Origin of the sequence: Butyricimonas faecihominis (assembly GCF_033096445.1) — a bacterium.
Lineage (GTDB): Bacteria > Bacteroidota > Bacteroidia > Bacteroidales > Marinifilaceae > Butyricimonas > Butyricimonas faecihominis.
Genome location: NZ_AP028155.1, coordinates 1,921,045 through 1,937,907, shown reverse-complemented (window position 1 = coordinate 1,937,907; position 16,863 = coordinate 1,921,045). Strand labels below are relative to the sequence as shown.

General features: G+C 43.6%; 15 protein-coding genes and 3 tRNA genes. 6 read left to right on the top strand and 12 right to left on the bottom strand.

All coding sequences use genetic code 11. The features are described from left to right. Nucleotides 1–395: 395 nt before the first annotated feature. Nucleotides 396–1,265, top strand: a complete 870-nt coding sequence (pdxS, locus tag R8806_RS08140; RefSeq protein WP_118261140.1) for a pyridoxal 5'-phosphate synthase lyase subunit PdxS — start codon at nucleotides 396–398, stop codon at nucleotides 1,263–1,265. A gap of 92 nt (nucleotides 1,266–1,357) precedes the next feature. After that, nucleotides 1,358–1,924: a pyridoxal 5'-phosphate synthase glutaminase subunit PdxT gene (gene pdxT, locus R8806_RS08135; RefSeq protein ID WP_164719626.1), complete on the top strand. Its 567-nt coding sequence runs from the start codon at nucleotides 1,358–1,360 to the stop codon at nucleotides 1,922–1,924. 29 nt (nucleotides 1,925–1,953) lie between these two features. Here pdxT and rfaE1 read toward each other — a convergent pair whose 3' ends face one another. From rfaE1 to R8806_RS08120, 3 genes are all read right to left on the bottom strand, one after another. Further along, complete coding sequence (rfaE1, locus tag R8806_RS08130) at nucleotides 1,954–2,895, bottom strand: D-glycero-beta-D-manno-heptose-7-phosphate kinase (protein WP_124316707.1); 942 nt, start codon at nucleotides 2,893–2,895, stop codon at nucleotides 1,954–1,956. A gap of 103 nt (nucleotides 2,896–2,998) precedes the next feature. After that, nucleotides 2,999–4,091 (bottom strand): peptide chain release factor 2 gene (prfB, locus tag R8806_RS08125; RefSeq protein ID WP_118304733.1). Its coding sequence is split into 2 segments (ribosomal slippage): nucleotides 2,999–4,027 and nucleotides 4,029–4,091, totalling 1,092 coding nucleotides; the frame shifts between segments, so codons are not numbered across the junction. A 68-nt stretch (nucleotides 4,092–4,159) separates the two neighbouring features. Further along, nucleotides 4,160–7,348 carry a glycosyltransferase family 117 protein gene (locus R8806_RS08120; RefSeq protein ID WP_124316706.1) on the bottom strand — a complete coding sequence of 1,063 codons (3,189 nt, stop codon included), beginning with the start codon at nucleotides 7,346–7,348 and terminating at the stop codon, nucleotides 4,160–4,162. Between the two features lie 188 nt (nucleotides 7,349–7,536). On the opposite strand from R8806_RS08120, the gene R8806_RS08115 reads away from it, so the two are divergent. From R8806_RS08115 to R8806_RS08105, 3 genes are all read left to right on the top strand, one after another. After that, nucleotides 7,537–7,607 (top strand) — tRNA-Gln (locus R8806_RS08115). A 67-nt stretch (nucleotides 7,608–7,674) separates the two neighbouring features. Continuing rightward, nucleotides 7,675–7,758, top strand: a tRNA-Leu gene (locus tag R8806_RS08110). A gap of 102 nt (nucleotides 7,759–7,860) precedes the next feature. Next, nucleotides 7,861–8,766 (top strand): HEPN domain-containing protein, encoded by a 906-nt coding sequence (locus tag R8806_RS08105; protein ID WP_124316705.1) that lies wholly within the window; start codon nucleotides 7,861–7,863, stop codon nucleotides 8,764–8,766. A 538-nt stretch (nucleotides 8,767–9,304) separates the two neighbouring features. Here the strand turns inward: R8806_RS08105 and R8806_RS08100 are convergent. Next, on the bottom strand, nucleotides 9,305–10,159 hold the full coding sequence (locus R8806_RS08100) for an AraC family transcriptional regulator (protein WP_124316704.1): 855 nt from the start codon (nucleotides 10,157–10,159) through the stop codon (nucleotides 9,305–9,307). 127 nt (nucleotides 10,160–10,286) lie between these two features. On the opposite strand from R8806_RS08100, the gene R8806_RS08095 reads away from it, so the two are divergent. Next, the gene (locus tag R8806_RS08095; RefSeq protein ID WP_124317742.1) at nucleotides 10,287–10,916 is read left to right on the top strand and encodes a nitroreductase family protein; all 630 of its coding nucleotides are present in this window, start codon (nucleotides 10,287–10,289) and stop codon (nucleotides 10,914–10,916) included. 110 nt (nucleotides 10,917–11,026) lie between these two features. Here the strand turns inward: R8806_RS08095 and R8806_RS08090 are convergent. The 8 genes from R8806_RS08090 to R8806_RS08055 all read right to left on the bottom strand — a co-directional run bounded on the left by R8806_RS08090 (nucleotide 11,027) and on the right by R8806_RS08055 (nucleotide 16,741). Continuing rightward, nucleotides 11,027–11,111, bottom strand: a tRNA-Ser gene (locus R8806_RS08090). A 35-nt stretch (nucleotides 11,112–11,146) separates the two neighbouring features. Next, complete coding sequence (gene nhaA / locus R8806_RS08085; RefSeq protein WP_124317741.1) at nucleotides 11,147–12,490, bottom strand: Na+/H+ antiporter NhaA; 1,344 nt, start codon at nucleotides 12,488–12,490, stop codon at nucleotides 11,147–11,149. A 60-nt stretch (nucleotides 12,491–12,550) separates the two neighbouring features. Continuing rightward, nucleotides 12,551–13,372: an EFR1 family ferrodoxin gene (locus tag R8806_RS08080; protein ID WP_124317740.1), complete on the bottom strand. Its 822-nt coding sequence runs from the start codon at nucleotides 13,370–13,372 to the stop codon at nucleotides 12,551–12,553. Further along, nucleotides 13,369–14,385, bottom strand: coding sequence for a GDP-mannose 4,6-dehydratase (locus R8806_RS08075; protein WP_124317739.1), 1,017 nt, complete (start codon nucleotides 14,383–14,385; stop codon nucleotides 13,369–13,371). The genes R8806_RS08080 and R8806_RS08075 overlap by 4 nt, the downstream gene beginning before the upstream one ends. A gap of 108 nt (nucleotides 14,386–14,493) precedes the next feature. After that, the gene (gene mtaB, locus R8806_RS08070) at nucleotides 14,494–15,774 is read right to left on the bottom strand and encodes a tRNA (N(6)-L-threonylcarbamoyladenosine(37)-C(2))-methylthiotransferase MtaB (protein WP_124317738.1); all 1,281 of its coding nucleotides are present in this window, start codon (nucleotides 15,772–15,774) and stop codon (nucleotides 14,494–14,496) included. A 48-nt stretch (nucleotides 15,775–15,822) separates the two neighbouring features. Beyond that, nucleotides 15,823–16,041, bottom strand: a complete 219-nt coding sequence (locus tag R8806_RS08065; RefSeq protein WP_087422231.1) for a hypothetical protein — start codon at nucleotides 16,039–16,041, stop codon at nucleotides 15,823–15,825. Further along, nucleotides 16,038–16,574, bottom strand: a complete 537-nt coding sequence (locus R8806_RS08060; protein ID WP_229783032.1) for a DUF3990 domain-containing protein — start codon at nucleotides 16,572–16,574, stop codon at nucleotides 16,038–16,040. Before R8806_RS08060 ends, R8806_RS08065 begins: the two co-directional genes overlap by 4 nt. Next, nucleotides 16,520–16,741, bottom strand: a complete 222-nt coding sequence (locus tag R8806_RS08055) for a DUF3791 domain-containing protein (protein ID WP_124317737.1) — start codon at nucleotides 16,739–16,741, stop codon at nucleotides 16,520–16,522. The genes R8806_RS08060 and R8806_RS08055 overlap by 55 nt, the downstream gene beginning before the upstream one ends. Between the last annotated feature and the right edge of the window lie 122 nt (nucleotides 16,742–16,863).

Here is a 16,863-nt window from a genome sequence, read left to right as displayed (position 1 = left end):
TTTTCCTTTTTGTAGAAAGTACTTTACTCCACAAATTTCATATTTAATTTATGGAGGGATAGGGGTTGTTTGATAAATTTAGACTTTCTATCTTTTCTTCTGATGATGCATTTCATGTGAAATTTTTTGTGTTAGAGGGAATTGTGAGATGGGTAGTATTCTTTTAGATTGTTAGTGTCTGTATTCTATGTACTTACAGTCTGCAACTAAAATATGTTTATAAAGTTAGTTTTTTCAACTAAATTGCTATATTTGTTCCCCGTTTTAGAGGGGGTGTTTTGAGTGATCGGAAACGTTTGATAAACGGGTCTTTTCAGTCATAAGTATTTAACTCCTAGGAGCGTTAGAAGGAGAGGGGAATTATTATTATGAACACATTAATAAACGAGAACCTTATGGGAAACTATGAATTAAACAAAAATCTGGCACAAATGCTAAAAGGTGGGGTTATCATGGATGTAACCAATGTTGAACAGGCAAAGATCGCTGAAGCTGCCGGAGCATGTGCTGTAATGGCATTGGAAAGAGTGCCGTCAGATATTCGTAAAGATGGTGGCGTGGCTAGAATGTCTGATCCTCAGATGATCAAGGCTATAAAGAATGCCGTGTCTATTCCTGTAATGGCAAAAGTGAGAATCGGTCACTTCGTGGAAGCACAAATTTTGGAGGCTATTGGCATTGATTATATTGACGAAAGTGAAGTTTTAACGCCAGCAGATGATTTGTATCATGTTGACAAGACTGCGTTTAAAGTACCGTTCGTTTGCGGATGCCGTAACTTGGGTGAGGCTTTAAGACGTATTGGTGAAGGAGCTTCTATGATTCGTACGAAGGGAGAAGCTGGAACCGGAAACGTGGTAGAGGCTGTAAGACATATGCGTCAGTTGAACAATGATATTCATCAGGTACAAGCGGCTCCGGTTGAGGCTTTGATGACGATTGCCAAAGAGATGGGAGCCCCTTATGATTTAGTAAAATTCGTGCATGAGAATGGTAAATTGCCGGTAGTAAACTTTGCAGCCGGTGGTATTGCAACTCCAGCTGATGCAGCTTTAATGATGCAGTTGGGTTGCGAGGGTGTATTTGTGGGTTCTGGAATCTTCAAATCAGGTGATCCTGCCAAGAGAGCGAGAGCTATCGTTTTAGCTACGACTTATTATAACGATCCGGTTAAATTGGCTGAATTGTCAGAGAATTTGGGAGAGGCTATGTCCGGATTGGAAATTAGCAAATTGGAAAACAAATACGCTGAAAGAGGCTGGTAAGAATAGTTTATAAAGTTCGTAAGGTTTGTAAGGTTCATAAGGTAACTTGCTTTATAGATTTTATGAACTTTATGAACCTTATATTTTTTGTCATGAAGAAGATTGGAATTTTAGGTTTTCAGGGGGCGATTATTGAACATGAACGCCAGATTAAGGCTATTGGTCATGAACCCGTGATCGTGAAATATCCGGAGCAGTTGGAAGAGATTGATGGGATCATTCTACCAGGGGGGGAGAGTACCACTATGGGAAAGATTCTTAATCGGACCGGACTTATGGAGCCTTTACGCGGGAAAATCCAGAGTGGGCTGCCGGTATGGGGAACTTGTGCGGGAATGATCTTGCTGGCCAAAGAACTCGTGAACGATTCTGTGACTCATTTGGGCGTGATGGATATTGCCGTTCGGCGTAATGCTTACGGGAGCCAGATCGACAGTTTTGCCACGAAAAAAGTGATTCCGGCGGTAGATTCGAAAGAAATTGAGTTGGTGTTTATTCGTGCCCCTTATATCACGAGCGTGAAGGATGGGGTAAAAATTCTGTGTGAGCTTGATGGGCATATCGTTGCAGCGGAAGAAAAGAATATGTTGGTAACATCTTTCCATCCGGAACTTACAGATAATACGGCATTCTTGAAATACTTTGTATCTAAGATTTAAAAAGGCTGTTTTTTAAACAGCCTTTTTTCTTATAGATTTGTGTTTAATTCCTCTACGCTGAGAGTTGCAGTCCCGATTTTCTGAACAACAATTCCGGCTGCCACGTTCGCAATACGCATGGCTTCCGTGATATCCTGACCTTGGGTTAAGGCTAGTGAAAGGGCCGCCACAACCGTGTCTCCGGCTCCACTTACATCAAATACTTCTTGAGAATGTGTGGGGAGATGCAAAATATTTTGATCGGAAATCAAGCTCATCCCTTGTTCGCTCCGGGTGACAAGTAATGCCGATAAACCGTAGTGATGAACGATTTCCAAGGCTGCCATGGCAATATCTTGGTCGTTATTTTTCACCGGGTGGCCAATAATGTCACCTAATTCTTTTACATTAGGAGTAATCAAGTCTGCCCCTGCATATTTCTTCCAGTTTTGCCCTTTCGGGTCCACGATAACACGGGTTCCATGTGATTTTGCCGTTTTTATCAAAAACGAACATAATTCTTCCGAGATCATGCCTTTTCCATAATCAGAAATAACAAGGGTAGGGAACTCTTGGAAGAGCGAGGCAAGATGGGTTTGAATATCTTCTCTTGCTTTTTCAGAAAGTTCCAAATGTTGCTCGTAATCTATACGGACAATCTGTTGCCTTCCACCGATGATGCGCGCTTTCGTGATCGTGGGTTGCTCGGTTTTGACAAAATCGGTTTTGATCCCTTTCCGGTGAGCCATACGTTCAATCTCTTTCCCGAAAAAGTCATAGCCGATAGCCCCGCATAACGTGGCCTGCCCACCAAGACTTGTGATGTTGTTGGCCACGTTCGAGGCCCCGCCTAAACGGGATTCCTCGGTCACGATATTTACTATTGGAACTGGAGCTTCCGGGGAAATACGTTCCACCTTTCCGAAATAGTATTTGTCAAGCATCACGTCCCCGACGATCAATATCTTGCAACTATTAAAGTTTAAATCCATCTATTCATTTTAGATTTTAGATTTATGATTTTAGATTCCCTTCCACAAAGCAACGCTTTTTCTTTTCGTAAATCGTAATTCATAAATCATAAATTGATTGCTTTTATTCTTCTCCGCCACCGAACATCATCAAGTAGGCTTTAATGAACTCGTTGATCTCTCCGTCCATAACTGCCTGTACGTTTGATGTCTGGTAGTTGGTACGATGATCTTTCACCCGGCGGTCGTCGAATACATAACTGCGGATTTGTGACCCCCACTCGATCTTTTTTTTCGTTCCTTCCACTTTATCCCGTTCTTCCTGACGCTTTTGTAATTCCAGTTCGTACAATTGGGCTTTCAATAAACGCATGGCATTTTCACGGTTTTGCAACTGTGAACGTGATTCCGTGTTCTCGATCATGATTCCGGTAGGAGCGTGGCGTAACCGGACTCCGGTTTCCACCTTGTTCACGTTCTGACCACCCGCACCACCACTTCGGAAGGTGTCCCAACTGATGTCAGCGGGGTTGATCGTGATCTCGATCGTGTCATCCACGGCGGGATAAACGAACACGGATGCAAAAGATGTCATTCGTTTATTGGCCGCATTATATGGCGATAAACGAACCAATCGGTGAACACCGTTTTCTGATTTCAGATACCCGTAAGCGTAGTCTCCCTCGAATTCGAGAGTAGCTGATTTGATACCGGCCTCTTCACCTTCCTGGTAATCCACGTGTTTTACCTTGTAACCGTTTAATTCTCCCCAGCGGATATACATCCGGTACAGCATACTGGCCCAGTCCATACTTTCCGTACCTCCGGCTCCGGAATTGATTTTCATGATGGCTCCGAAGTGATCTTCTTCCCGGCGCAGCATGTTACGCATCTCGATGTCTTCCAGTACTCGTATGGTCTCTTGGTATTGGGCGTCCACTTCTTCCTCGGTTGCTTCTCCCTCTTTGGCGAAATCGAAAAGTACCTGTAAATCCCCCACGGCTGAGGTCACCTGTTCGTAACCCTCGATCCAAGATTTCAATTCCCGGACTTTCTTCATCAAGGCCTCTGCCTCCTTGGGATTATCCCATAGGGACGGGTTTTGTGTTCTTAACTCTTCTTCAGCGAGTTGTATCTTCTTGCCATCGATGTCAAAGATACCTCCTCAATGCTTCACCTCGCTCTGCCAATTCTTTGATATGGTCTATTGTGATCATTGTGTATTAAGTTTATAAATAAAATTCGTCCCTCCATACGAAGGGACGAATGATTCGTATATGTTATCTCACTTATCTTGACTAACCATCGGGAAGTTTTTGTTTACCCGCTTGCTGGTTACAGGCCGTCCGCTTAACGTGCTTTCCACCATGTCCTGAATTTCTTGGGCAAAGGCATTTTCCCCGTTTCTTCTGGCCATGTCGACGAGCATTTGTAACGCCTGCATACTTCTTCTCTCGTCATTTTCCAATGCTTTTCTGCGATTCTGAGAAAGTGATCCGATATATCTCAACATTTGAGCGTTATCAAGAGCCAGTGCCCATGCCAGATCGTTCCCCTTCTCTTTCTCGCCGGCAGCATAGTAGATCGAGATGTAATTTAACAAGAAGAAGTCAGCCGGAACTTGATATAACGGAATTTCTTCCAGAGATTTATCCAGCACTCTGACAGCCTCTTGAATTTTGCTCGAATCTGTGATTTCATTGATAATCGTGTCCCCGATAACCCGTGTTTCCGTGGCGGCCTCTTGCATTAATTGTTCTGCTAAACGCAAGAAGGTGTTCCGGTATTTCATCACGGCAATGGTGTTGTCATGGAAATGATCGATATTGACTTTCGGGTCCTTGATGTTTCCCCAAACGAATTTATTCATCAGGTTATCATACAGGATTTCCGTGTTGATTCGTCCGAAATCATAATAAGCCTCGTTGTTTTCCGACTTGATAGGTACAACCCGGTAAGCAGCTCCTTCTAGTTGGAAATACTTATCGAAGCCCATGTAACTGTCTTGTCCCATACCTACTCCGAAGTATACCGGACGTTCCCAGTTGTTGGTCGCTAATATATCCAGTACCATTAATTGTGATTTATTCAAAGAGCTACCTTTTAATTGAATTTCTACTCTGTCTACAATTAACGCGGAATCTTTGGGTTGTACGGTTCCGTTTGCCAGTACTTTTTTCTTATCCACGGGGATATACAGGCTGCGTGTCGGGATGAAGTCCACGGCACCTCCTTGGTAACGGTTGGATTTGGTTTCCGGTCTGTCGCTGGCAACAAATTCCATGACTTCTTTCATGCTGAAAGGTTGTTGCACTCGTTCTTCAATCGTGACAAAATCCCGTACTCCGGCATGGTATTGGTCTTTCGTGAAAGAAATGGGTACCCCGTCACTTTCGTAGGCTTTCCGTTTCATCTGATCAATGTACCAGTCTCCGGCAAGCAAACTTAGGTTCACGATACGTACATCCCGACGGAAACCTTCCACTTCCTGTGCGTACCATAGAGGGAACGTATCATTATCCCCGTAAGTGAACAGGATAGCGTTCGGGGCACACGTGCTTAGGTAGTTCTTGGCATGAGCAATGGTTGCATAACGTCCGTCACGATCATGATCATCCCAGTTTTGTGCTGCCATATTTACCGGAACGGCGAACAGGCAAACAGCGGTGACGATAATAGCTGCGTTGCGGGAATCCATCTTCTTCTGAAGTAAATCCCACAGGTAGAGAACCCCGAAACCGATCCAGATAGCAAAGGCATAGAACGATCCGGCATAGGCATAGTCACGTTCCCGCGGTTGATACGGATATTGGTTCAGGTAAAGCACGATGGCAATACCCGTGAAGAAGAAGAGTAGCATAACCACCCAGAAATCTTTTTTCCCTTGTTTTCCCCGTTGATATTGATAGAACATTCCCAGCAACCCGAGGATAAAGGGAAGCATGTAATATTTATTGTTTGCCTTGTCATGTTTCAACGTGTCCGGCATCACGCTCTGATCACCGACCAGAATATTATCTATAAAAGGAATACCCGAGATCCAGTTACCATAACGGAAATCTCCATGTCCTTGAATATCATTCTGACGCCCGGAGAAGTTCCACATGAAGTACCTGAAATACATGTGTCCGAGTTGGTAACGGAACATGAAACTTAGGTTTTGTCCGAAACTTGGTTTCTGAACAGGTTGTCCGTCCACCATGTACACGGGGCCTTTGGGTTGTCCCACCCACTCATAATATACCTGTGGTTCACGAGCTTGGCTATACATACGCGGGAGGATCGTGCAGAAACGAGGATCATATTTTACTTCTTTTTTATGATCCACAATATCATATTTACCCGTTTTTTCGTTTTGGTAATAAATAGGTCCGGCATCCTCTACGCCAATAACCGGGGCATTGAAGTAAGGGCCGTAAACCAATGGTTCTTGGCCGTATTGATCACGACTGATATAAGAAAGCAGTGCGAACACGTTGTCCGGGCTATTTTCGTCAATCGGGGGATTACTTACGGAACGGATAACGACCATCGCGTAGCAGGAGTACCCGATAAGCATGACCACGAAACAGGTTAAGATCGTGTTCACAACCGTGTGGTTGTGTTTTAACGTGTACCGGATTCCGAAAGTCAGTCCGGCGATTAAGAGTAACGCGTAGATGACAACACCCGTGTTAAAAGGCATTCCAAAGCCATTCACGAACAGCAATTCAAACCAGCCTGCAACGATAATCACGCCCGGGATAATACCCCACATGATCACGCCCAGTATGACGATAGAAAGGGCCGCTGATTTGATAATACCCCACTTGGTGGTTTCGTATTTTTTGAAATAATATATGAATACAATGGCAGGGATTACCAGCAAGTTCAACAAGTGAACGCCGATGGACAGTCCGACCATGTAGGCGATAAAGATTAACCAACGATTGGCATAAGGTTGAAAAGCAACATTTTCCCATTTCAAAATTGCCCAGAACACGACGGCCGTGATCAAGGACGACATGGCATAAACTTCACCCTCGACAGCTGAAAACCAAAACGTGTCTGTGAACGTGTAGGTTAATGCCCCAACAAGTCCGGCTCCCATGATCCCGCACAATTGTCCCATAGAACATTCTTCCCCTTCTTTTACCACGACTTTTTTAGCCAAATGCGTGATCGTCCAAAACAGGAACAAGATCGTGAACCCGGAACATAGAGCCGACATGATGTTGATCATGTAGGATTGGGTTTCGGGACTTGGTGCGAATATGGCGAATAGTCGTGAGATAATCATGAATAGAGGCGCTCCGGGAGGGTGTCCTACTTGCAGTCCGACTGAAGTTGTAATAAACTCACCACAGTCCCAAAGGCTGGCTGTTGGTTCGACCGTAAGAATGTAAGTAATACTGGCCACCACGAACGCCACCCATCCGGTGACATTATTGATCAACCTGTAGCTTAATGTTGGGTGATTTTTAATGTTGCACATGCTTCTCCTTAGTTTGAATTTATATTTCTTATTAATATTCAAGGCTATAACAAAAATGTCATTTTTCGACAGCACGAAAATAGCAATTTTCTTTTAATTTTTCTGCATTTTCTTTTGGTGAAATAAAAAAATGCTCTACATTTGCAGCGTCAAAATAACAACAGCGGTTGTTGAAGCGACATGAAGATTGTCCCATTGTGTAATGGTAGCACAGCAGATTTTGGTTCTGTCAGTCAAGGTTCGAATCCTTGTGGGACAACAAACATGAAGAGGGGCCTTGCAGCAGGGAAGTTGCAAGGTTTTTTCTTCTCGGTCTTTGAAATCATGCCCAGGTGGTGGAATCGGTAGACACGCTAGTTTCAGGGACTAGTGGCCGTACGGCTGTGCAGGTTCGAGTCCTGTTCTGGGTACAAATACCCCTCTTAATCGTATGATTTCGAGGGGTATTTTTTTTGTCTGGAGCTTTCTAGGAGAAAAAATGTTACATTTGCTCTTGTAATAAATAGCTATTTATGAAAAAGTCAATCGCTTTCCTGCCCAAGAAAAACCGGGAAGACTTGAAATATCTCGTTGAGTTGATTCTGGATAAAATCCCGGTGTGCGAGATGATTATCCTCTATGGAAGTTACGCCCGTGGTACTTACGTGAGTTATGACGAACGCGAGGAATTTGGCATACCTACTTCTTTCAAAAGTGATTATGATATATTGGTCATTAACAGTGCGTGGAGCTATGATAAAATTGAAAATAAGTTAGCAAGTGTCCGTAATATCTATGATAAACGGGGAGATCATCGTTACCGGGTCCCCGTGCAGTTTATCCATGACAGTATTAAGAAAGTAAACGAGGATTTGAAATACAGTCGTTATTTTTATACTGAATTGAAACGTGATGGGATAATGCTTTATAACCGTGGGAAAAATAAACTGGCGAGGCGAAAACCGTTGAAGTTTGGGGAAATAAAGAAACAAGGGGAAGAATATTTTGGAGAAAAATACGCTAAAGCCAGACTTTTTATGGAGCAAGCTGTTTTTATGTATGATAAGGAAGAATATGTCATGTCTTCTTTTAATTTACATCAAGCTTGTGAAAATTTGTTCAATGCGATTATGCTAACATTCACTCTCAAGAATGATAAGGAGCATAATTTGGAAGAGCTTTTCAAGGCTTCACGTGGATATGCTCCCGAACTGATTCGAGTTTTTCCTGTTGGGAATGAAGAAGAAGAACGATTATTTAAAATACTTGTGTGTTCTTACATCGAAGCTCGTTATAATCCGGAATTTAAAGTAAGCCGGGAAGATGTTGAAGACTTGATGGTGAAGGTTGAAAAGTTTGAAGAGGTTACCAAGCAAGTGTGTGAGCGGAGAATAAAAGAGTATGAAAAGTTGGCGAAGACGGAAAAGAAAAGGAAGTAAGAATTTATTGTAGAAGAGAAATATAGGTAATCCTGCCGAGAAGTGGGGGAGAAGTTACTTTTTTTTCATATTCTAACGTGAGTTCGATGTAATAAAGCATATTTGCCCCTTCCGTTAGGAAAAAGACCGGATAAAACTGGGAATATATCGGTGTTTTTTAATTTCTTGCACCAGATGATGTGTTTATTGTCAAGAAGTTGCGAAGAGATGGTTCCGGCGGGCTTGGAAGTACCGAAATAGGTGATGTATCCCTTATCCCAGCCGTTTACCGGGGATATAATGCCCCAAAATATTATTCTTGAACGTGAATAGCCTCGTTATTGGTTTGGTTGACGGGTTATTCGAGTATGTTATTTTTGTTTCCCATCTGTTAAAATGGCGGCGATGATCGGGCGACAATCGGGCGATGGCGCCTAACAGTCGCCCAATAGTCGCCCTGCCGGCATGTGACGGACATGGATAACCCCGGGGAAAGAGATACTAAACCCCGTTAATTTTAAATTTCCAGCTAAGTATCTCTCAAGGGAAATAGGCTTAATTAGGTGTTTCGTTTCCTGTATTCTTTGGGTGTTATTCCTTGTGATTCTTTAAAAACTCTATTGAAATGTGGGACGTCATTAAACCCTACTGCAAAACAGATCTCCGATACCTGTTTCTGCGAGTGTTTTAGAAGTTCGCAAGCTGTATTCAAACGGTATTGGGTAACAAATTGTGAGAATGTCATTCCTTTGCATCGCTTGAAGTAAGAGCAAAATGCAGAACGGTTCATTCCTATTTCGGCGGCAATTTCATCCAAAGTGATCGTATGAACATAATGAGCCATCACGTAGGTACAAATTTGTTGCATTCGCCTCACGTCACGTTCAATTTGCATGGGTTTACCTGCAAAAATATGATCGGGTGAATTGAAAATGACAGGTAATAAACGAAACATTCCACACAATCGTCCTAAATCATCCATGTCGTTCATTTGTGATAACATATTGCGAATAACACGAGAGCTTTCCGGGCCAAATTTTAATGCATTAACAGGGAATGTAAGGTTTATCAAGCGGTTTCGCAATTCAGGAAATACCTCCATGCATCTCACTACAAGAGAGTGGTTAAAAGCAACCATGAGGTAATGGATGCACCCGTCGCTGTCTGTCGATGCAGGATCGTATTTCCAATAGTGATGCATGGATGGTGGAATCAATGCCACATCGCCTGCCGAAAAAGCTTGTAACGTGTCACCAGCCATTCGGGTGCCATACCCGTGTATGACATAATATAGTTCCCATGCGTCGTGTTGATGCAATTTAGCTTCTAAGTGAGGAGTTATCCGTTGGTCTATAAAAAAGAATGAATGGTCCTTTATTTCAGGTAATTCGTAAGGGATGATCATTTCTTCCATAATGTATGTAAAATAGTGTAATGCAAATATACGACAAATATTCGAGATGATATGACAAATTTTCAACAATAAGGTGACGTAACTTTGTATCCGAAATCAGTAAGTTGAACTATTAAAATATATTGTTATGGATTTTTATCAAGTATTGGAGAAAAGAAGAACGATTCGTGACTTTTCCGATAAGGAAGTAACGGACGACGTGTTGGAAAAAGTGTTATCGGCAGCTTTTAAGGCCCCGACGAACGATCACCTGCGACAGTTTGAGTTCATCGTGGTGAGAGGGCAGGAAAACATTGCCCGACTTGTATCGCCGGTAGAAGAAAACACCAAAAACATTCAGCAAAGCGGGCTTGAAGCAGCCGCGAGCGTGATGGATAAGGATGAACATGCTATGTTTGTTGATGCGCTGCCCAAACAACAACGTATGCTTATGCAAAGCAATTGCCTTGTTTTGCCGTTTTTCCGGCAAAAGGATTATCCTCTGTGTCATCCGGTAGACCAAAGTTCTCTGAATTATTTTGCCTCGGCATGGGCAGCAGTGGAAAACATTCTACTGGCAGCAACCGCGGAGGGATTGGCGTGTGCGTTCCGTATTCCTATCGGTAACGAACCGGAATACGTGAAACACCTTGTCAACGTCCCCGAAGAATACGAATTCACTTGTTTTCTTGCTATCGGTTATGCGGCGGAGAATGCACATATTTGTAAACAGAAAGAAATTCGGGTTGAGGATAGAATACATTATAACGTCTGGTAATCTCTAATTTTGTATGTGAGCCGAGGGATGGGATGATTCGAATCCCCTTGAAATACAAAAGAGTTAGCTTTTATGTGCTAACTCTCTCTCATTATTTGATTGTTCTTTCGCGGAGAGGGAGGGATTCGAACCCCCGGTACCTCGCAGTACAACGGTTTTCAAGACCGCCGCAATCGACCACTCTGCCACCTCTCCAATGCGGATGCAAATATAAGGACTTTATTTGACTTTCAAAGCGATTTTTGAGTTTTTTTATTCAAGGCGTATTTCAAGTAGAAATAACCGCAAACTCCAGCAAACAGGGAGCCTCCGATGATACCGATTTTTGCCTGATTCAATAAAATGGCTCCTTCCGCGCCCATTCCCGTGTAGGAAAGAGTCGCGATAAACAGGGACACGGTGAATCCGATTCCTCCTAATAGAGATACTCCGAAAAGGGAGTGCATATCCATTTTGTCCGGCATAGTTAACCAGCCGCATTTTATAAAGACGTAGGTGAACGAGAAGATGCCGATGAGTTTTCCGAGTACAAGGGAAACAAAAATCGTTACCGATACGCCTTCTAAGGAGGCAAGCGTGAATCCTTCGAACGAGATGCTGGCGTTGGCGAATGCGAAAAGGGGCATTACCACGTAATTCACAAGGGTACGCAGGTCATCGTCCATGGCTTGCAGGGGACTAACTACCTTGTCTGAGGCTGACTCTATACTTTTCAATATAGAAAGTTCCGAGTTGCTTAATATGATGTCATTTGAATTCTCCGGTAGTCTTTTCAAACTTTCCCGGATGCTGTTCACGTACTTGTATATGTGTAGTTTCGGACGAGCCGGTACTGTAAATGCCACGATGACTCCCGCAATTGTGGGATGAATTCCGGCATTAATGAACAGACACCAAACAACGATACCGAAGGAGATGAAAAACAGTTTATTATGAATCCCCTGTCGTCCTCCGATGTACAAAAGGGCAACAATGATCATTGCAGCGATTAAATACTCCACGGTCAGGTGCGAGCTATAGAACAAGGCGATAACGATGATGCCACCGATATCATCCACGACGGCAAAGGCGGTGAGAAATATTTTCAGGCTCAAGGGGACTTTCTTGCCTAGGAGTGAGAGAACGCCTAGGGAAAAAGCGATGTCCGTTGCCATGGGTATGGCAGCTCCCCGCATGGCAGGACCGGATGGACTGATCAGCCAGAAAAACAGGACCGGGATGATCATGCCCCCGCAGGCTGCCACAACCGGAAGTAAGGCTTTCCGGGGAGAGGAGAGTTCCCCAACAAGTAGTTCCCGTTTGATCTCTAATCCTACCGAGAAGAAAAAGATAGCCATGAGGGCGTCGTTAATGAAATCCAGCAATGTCATCGGATTGCCATCATGACGATCAAAGAGATTGAAATTTCCGATCGTGAGTGTGATATTTTTAGAAAGTAAAATATTGTAATATTCCTGTAAAGGGGAATTAGCGATAAGCATGGCGGCAAGGGCCACGAATAAGAGAACTATCCCTCCATTTATTTTCGTTTGAATCAGTCTTCTAATGGAGAATTTAAATATTTCTTTGACCATTGTCCTGTTTGTTAGTTGACTATGTTGTGTGCTGCAAATTTAATAAAAGTTGTATAAATTTCAAATAAAAAGGGTGTTTTCTGCACGTCGGGTCAATCCTTCTTCCAATTCGTGCTGGTGATATAAATACCCCGCATCTTCGTAATATTTTGCCTGTTTGGGGCATTTTTTGATACACGCTCCGCATTTGATGCAGATACCTGTAAATTCTCTTACATTTTCATAGCTGATAGATCCCATGGGGCATACTTTTGCGCAACGCTTGCAGTCATTACAACGGTCGTTGGTAAGCGGTTTCACTTTACGGATGTCTACCGGGGTGCCTTGTCGGTCGCGAGGTGTGTAATATCCCCGGTAGGGGTAGGGGGTTCCGGAAACCGGAATGGGGTGTGATAGCGTGTCTGTCTTGTACTTTTCACTGATTTTGCGAACGAATTCATCCACGATGTCCATGTCTTTCATGTCGGGTCGGTCTTTTGCCAGTATCCGGGAGAAAGAGTGTTCACCCACGAATGCCCCCGCAGCTATCGTGTGGAGTCCGTTGTTTTCAAGAATGTCTCGTAATTCGATTAGCGCATCATCGTAATCCCGGTTCCCGAAAAGCACGACTGGAACGGCTAAAGCCCCGTTGCCTTGCATCGTGTTCAAGTAGGGTAACAGTACGTTTGGAACTCGCCCGGCATATACCGGGGTACCCAACACCACGAGATCGGAGTCCGTGAATCGCAAGGATTGTGTCCTTGCCTTTGGTAAGGTAAAATCGTATTCTTCGAGATCGGTTTTTAATGCTCTTGAAAGGCCCTTGGCCGTGGCGGTTACGATCTTGCGGGTTGTCCCTGTCGGGCTGAAGTACACGGCCCGGATCTTGTTGATTATTGTCATTTGTTATATGATTTGAACCATTCGGCAAAGCGGGTAATCCCTGTTTCGAGTGATATTTGCGGGGTATACCCGTAGTCTTCCTGCAAGCGGGTAGTATCGGCCCATGTTTGGTAAACGTCTCCCGGCTGCATCCCGACAAACTCTTTACGGGCCTCTTTTCCCAAGTTCTTTTCCAGCAAGTGGACGAAGTCCATAAGCTGGATGGGGGTTCCATGCCCGATATTGTATATCGTGGCGGGGGTACCGGGTACATCTTCCCGCAGGATCCCCGGTGTTGACACGATTTTCTCGATTCCTGTCACGATGTCCTCGATATAGGTGAAATCTCTGGAGAGATTTCCGTTGTTAAAAATGCGAATCACCTCATCGTGTTGAATGGCGTTGGCAAAAAGCATGGGAGCCATGTCCGGGCGCCCGAAGGGACCGTATACCGTGAAGAATCGTAAACCGATGGTTTGTATGCCATAGAGATGGGCGTAGGCATTTGCCATCAACTCGTCACTCTTTTTCGTGGCGGCGTAAATGCTGATCGGGTGATCCACGGTGTCCGTCTCCTTGAATGGAACAGATTGATTGTTCCCGTATACGGAAGAGGACGAGGCGTATATGAATTTCTTACAATTCGTCTTTTTGCAGGATTCCAGTAAATTAATGAATCCCATCACGTTACTTTGCACGTAACTTTCCGGGTGTTTCAAGCTATACCGTACTCCGGCTTGTGCGGCAAGGTTCACCACGCAGTCGAAAGTATGTGTGGTGAATAATTTATGAATAGCCTCGGCGTCACACAGGTCCAACTGGCAGAACGTGTAATTCGTGTTCAGGGAAGATACGATTTCTTTGCCGGGAACGGGATGGTCTATGCCACAGGCGTGTAGGCGGTCGTGTTTCAAGGCAACATCGTAATAATGATTGATAGAATCGATTCCATAAACGGTGTGTCCTGCATCCAGTAATTTCTGAACAAGATAAAAACCGATAAACCCCGCTGTTCCAGTAATTAAGACATTCATAATACCTTGTTTTTTATTTTAAATACAATTTTTACGGCAACAAAAATATAAAATTACTCCGTAAAGTTTGTATTCTTCCGGAGGTTTATGCCGCGTGAAGTCCGGCATTTACGAGCCGAAAATGTCGGTTTTTAGTTCTACGGGTACGATCCGGTTTGCGAGGGAAGAGTCATAGGGGACTTCCACCCGGATGTAGTTGTCCGTGAATCCGCCGATTGATCCGGCAATGTCGCTTTCTTCAAACAGCACCGGACGGGTTTGTCCCACGTGTGCCGTGTAGAAATTGTGCAACTTCTGTTCGGAAATGTCTAGGAGTACGTTCACCCGACGATGCTTTTCCGCTTGCGGGACTATATACGGGATGTCCAGTGCTTTTGTTCCGGAACGTTCCGAATAAGGGAACACGTGTAACTGGGAAACATCCAGTCCGGCAATGAATTGGCGGGCATCTTCGAAGGCCTCCGGTGTTTCTCCCCGCATTCCGGCAATCACGTCCACCCCGATAAAGGCATCGGGAATAAGTGTCTTGATTTCCTGTACTTTCTCTGCGAAAAGTTCTCGTTCGTAGCGTCGTCTCATCAAGTGTAACACTTCGTTACTCCCGGATTGAAGAGGTACGTGGAAGTGTGGCATGAAACGCCGGGAGGAGGCCACGAAACGAATAATGTCATCTGTCAGTAGGTTGGGTTCGATGGAGGAGATCCGGAAACGCTGGATTTCTTCCAGCTCATCCAGAGTCCGTATCAAGTCGAGGAATGTTTCCCCTGTCTCTCTCCCGAAATCTCCCGTGTTTACTCCCGTAAGAATGATTTCCTTGATACCCTTGGATGCCACGTCACGGGCTGCCTTGATCACGTCTTGGATGGCAGCGCTACGACTACGTCCGCGGGCAAAGGGAATCGTGCAGTAAGAGCAGAAATAGTCGCATCCGTCTTGAATTTTTAGGAAACACCGGGTTCTGTCCCCGTACGAGTAAGCAAGATCGAAGGTTTTAACCCCGAAAATATCGCAGGAATGTGGTTCGTGCCGTTCCTGTTCTTCGAGGTGGTTCAAATAGTGGGCCACGTTGAACTTGTCTTGCGCGTTGAGTACGAGGTGGACACCTTCAATGTCCATGATCTCTTGCGCTTTGAGTTGGGCATAACAACCAACCACAACAATGTAGGCTCCGGGGTTTCGGTGGATGATTTTCCGGATCATCTGCCGTCCTTTTTTCTCTGCAATATCCGTGACGCTACACGTGTTAATCACGAATATATCCGCTCCATCTTTTTCTCCCACAGTCACGGCTCCTTCTTGTTCAAGGCTGTGCTTGATCGTGGAGGTTTCGGAGAAATTCAACTTGCATCCTAACGTGATATATGCCACTCTCTTCCCAACAATGTTCATATGCGATCTACTTTAAATTTGCTAGCGAGGGGCAAAGATAGAGTTTTTTCATTTCTTATCCATGAATTCCTCGTATAAAGCTACGGAACCATAATGCCATAATTTGGTGTTCTCTTTTTCTAGCGCCTTGTAAGTATTGGAGTGATAAAATTGTCGAATGGCATCTATGATAGAACCGCCATGTTCTTTTATATACAGTTGTACAAAAAGGCTGACTTTGGAAGGCAGTAACAAGTAAAGATTTTTGTCTGTAATTTCCCGGTTCATTTGAATACCTCCTTTACTTTTAAAAAGGTTAAATAGGATAGTGATCGTTCCGTGTGAAACAGGAGTTGATCTACTAAAAGATACGTTTTTAGTTCTTGAATTAATTCCTGTTTATTAAGCAGACCTCCTTCATATAAGGCGAAGGCTGCGTAAACACGATCGTTTGCTACCGGACCGTAAACAATATCGTAATTATGACGATAATCTTTGTTTGTTCGATTTTCCATTACAAAATCCAGCCATTCTTCCGTCGGTTCTGTAAAACGTAATACGTTTAATTTTTCTGCAGAAGATAAATCAAACTCGTATATATTAACAATCCCCTTTTCATTCCTTTCTCCAATTTTTCGTTTTACCCATAATTCTGCTTGTTCTTGGGAAGTTGTTGTATAGAATCCCATTCCGTAATCTAATGTACGATTGGCTAGTCGGATTTGTGGTTCTTTTACTATTTCTAAACTACCATGGTATAGTTTCATTAGTTTGCCTTCTTTTGTTTGGTAATGTATTCTTTGATTTCTTCCATCAGCCATTGTTGGCTTTGTGTATGTAATACTTCAAAGTTATCCGATAAGTATGATAAGACGTTATATTTCTCGAACAGGCTAATCGTCTCTTCACCAGATAATCCTTGTTTCATTTTGTATTGTTCAATACAAAATGAAAGGAAATAGGCAATATCTAATTCTTTTTTATTCATAATAATGTCGTTCTCCAAAAATCAGTTCTTATCATATGTTCATCTATTTGCAAAAATAAGAAATTTATAATGAATGGGAGCATGGTTGTCAAGTTTTATGTACTACAATGTTACTCGAGTAT